This is a genomic window from Butyrivibrio sp. X503, assembly GCF_003625475.1.
Lineage (GTDB): Bacteria > Bacillota > Clostridia > Lachnospirales > Lachnospiraceae > Butyrivibrio.
Window position 1 is genome coordinate 1 of the sequence record NZ_RAIQ01000015.1, and the last position, 2867, is coordinate 2867.

Annotated in this window: 1 rRNA gene; it reads left to right on the forward strand. The window is 52.1% G+C overall.

The features are described from left to right. Nucleotides 1-2 precede the first annotated feature (2 nt). Nucleotides 3-2867, forward strand: a 23S ribosomal RNA gene (locus D6853_RS15195); the annotation flags it as partial.

Here is a 2867-nt window from a genome sequence, read left to right on the forward strand (position 1 = left end):
ATGGTTAAGCTTTATAGGGCGCAGGGCGGATGCCTTGGCACTAAGAGCCGAAGAAAGACGTGATAAGCTGCGAAAAGCTGCGGTTAGCTGCAAATAAGCGCTCGACCCGCAGATATCTGAATGGGGCAACCCGGCAGAGAAGACCTCTGTCACTGCATACTGAATCCATAGGTATGTAGAGGGAACCCGGTGAACTGAAACATCTAAGTAGCCGGAGGAAGAGAAAACAAAAGTGATTCCGTAAGTAGCGGCGAGCGAAAGCGGAAGAGCCCAAACCAGGGAGCTTGCTCCCTGGGGTTCGGACTGTATAATCGATGGAGTCTGCTAGTAGAAAGGGAATGGAAAGTCCCTGCCATAGAGAGTGAAAGCCTCGTATACGAAAGCGGACAAAGCGAGACAGTATCCAGAGTAGGACGAGACACGTGAAACCTTGTCTGAACATGCGGGGACCACCCCGTAAGGCTAAATACTCCTTAGTGACCGATAGCGAACAGTACCGTGAGGGAAAGGTGAAAAGAACCCCGGGAGGGGAGTGAAAGAGAACCTGAAACCCTGTGCCTGCAAGCTGCGAAAGCACTATAAGCAATTAGTGTGATCGCGTACTTTTTGTAGAACGGTCCGGCGAGTTATGTATGGAGGCGAGGTTAAGCACTTAAGGTGAATAGCCGAAGGGAGACCGAGTCTGAAAAGGGCGTATAGTCTTTATACATAGACCCGAAACCGGGTGATCTATCCATGGACAGGATGAAGCGGCCGTAAAAGGCTGTGGAGGTCCGAACACACATCCGTTGAAAAGGGTGGTGATGAGCTGTGGATAGGGGAGAAATTCCAATCGAACTCGGAGATAGCTGGTTCTCCCCGAAATAGCTTTAGGGCTAGCCCTGTAGCGAGCCTTTTGGAGGTAGAGCACTGAATATCCGCGGGGGCTTCACCGCTTACCAAAGATTATCAAACTCCGAATGCCAAGTAGGTGATGCACAGGAGTCAGACTGCACGAGATAAGTTGGGTAGTCAAAAGGGAAAGAGCCCAGATCTACGGCTAAGGTCCCAAAGTACGTGTTAAGTGGAAAAGGATGTGGGATTTCATAGACAGCTAGGATGTTGGCTCAGAAGCAGCCACACATTCAAAGAGTGCGTAATAGCTCACTAGCCGAGAGGTCCTGCGCCGAAAATTACCGGGGCTGAAACACGACACCGAAGCCTAGGGATTGTCAGTATCTACGGGTACTGATGATCGGTAGGGGAGCATTCACAGGGGCGTAGAAACTGTACCGAAAGGAGCAGCGGAGCGCTGTGAAGAGAGAATGCCGGAATGAGTAGCGAGATGAAGGTGAGAATCCTTCAGGCCGAATATCCAAGGAATCCAGGGTAAAGCTGATCTGCCCTGGGGAAGTCGGGACCTAAGCTGAGGCCGAAGAGGCGTAGGCGATGGACAGCAGGTTGATATTCCTGCACTTGTATATATCAGAACTGTGGGGACGCAGGCAAAAGGGATGAGCCGGGGAAGGAAGAACCGGTCCCGCAAGGGGGAACGAAGTTAAGTAGTGAAGCATCAGATATGACTGCCAAGAAAAGCCACTATTGTGTATATACAACCCGTACCGTAAACCGACACAGGTGGATGAGGAGAGAATCCTAAGGCCGACGGGAGAAGCATTGTTAAGGAACTCGGCAAAATGTCCCCGTAACTTCGGGATAAGGGGAGCCTGAGCAATCAGGCCGCAGAGAAGAGGCTCAAGCAACTGTTTAGCAAAAACACAGGTCTATGCGAAACCGAAAGGTGAGGTATATGGGCTGACGCCTGCCCGGTGCTGGAAGGTTAAGAGGAGAGGTTAGAGCAATCGAAGCTTTGAATTTAAGCCCCAGTAAACGGCGGCCGTAACTATAACGGTCCTAAGGTAGCGAAATTCCTTGTCGGGTAAGTTCCGACCCGCACGAAAGGCGTAATGATTTGAGCACTGTCTCGGCAATGCACCCGGTGAAATTGAAGTACCAGTGAAGATGCTGGTTACCCGCGCCAGGACGGAAAGACCCCATGGAGCTTTACTCCAGGTTGATACTGGGGTCCGGTATTATATGTACAGGATAGGTGGGAGACTATGAGTATGTGGCGTCAGCTGCATATGAGTCGCTGTTGGGATACCACCCTTATGATGCTGGGCTTCTAACCAAGGACCATTACCTGGTCCGGGGACAATGTCTGCCGGGGAGTTTGACTGGGGCGGTCGCCTCCGAAAGAGTATCGGAGGCGCTCAAAGGTTCCTTCAGAATGGACGGAAACCATTCGTAGAGTGCAAAGGCAGAAGGGAGCCTGACTGTGACACCGACGGGTGGAACAGATACGAAAGTAGGACTTAGTGATCCGGTGGTATGAAAGTGGGATTGCCATCGCTCAACGGATAAAAGCTACCCTGGGGATAACAGGCTTATCACTCCCAAGAGTTCACATCGACGGAGTGGTTTGGCACCTCGATGTCGGCTCATCGCATCCTGGGGCTGTAGCAGGTCCCAAGGGTTGGGCTGTTCGCCCATTAAAGCGGTACGCGAGCTGGGTTCAGAACGTCGTGAGACAGTTCGGTCCCTATCCGGCGCGGGCGTAGGATATCTGAGAGGAGCTGTCCTTAGTACGAGAGGACCGGGATGGACGGACCGCTGGTGTATCAGCTGCACCGCCAGGTGCATAAGGCTGGGTAGCCACGTCCGGAAGGGATAAACGCTGAAGGCATCTAAGCGTGAAGCCCCCCTCAAGATGAGATATCCCTGCGTATGCAGTAAGACCCCTTGGAGAGTACGAGGTTAGATAGGCACAAGGTGTAAGCATGGTAACATGTTCAGCTGATGTGTACTAATAGGTCGAGGGCTTATCC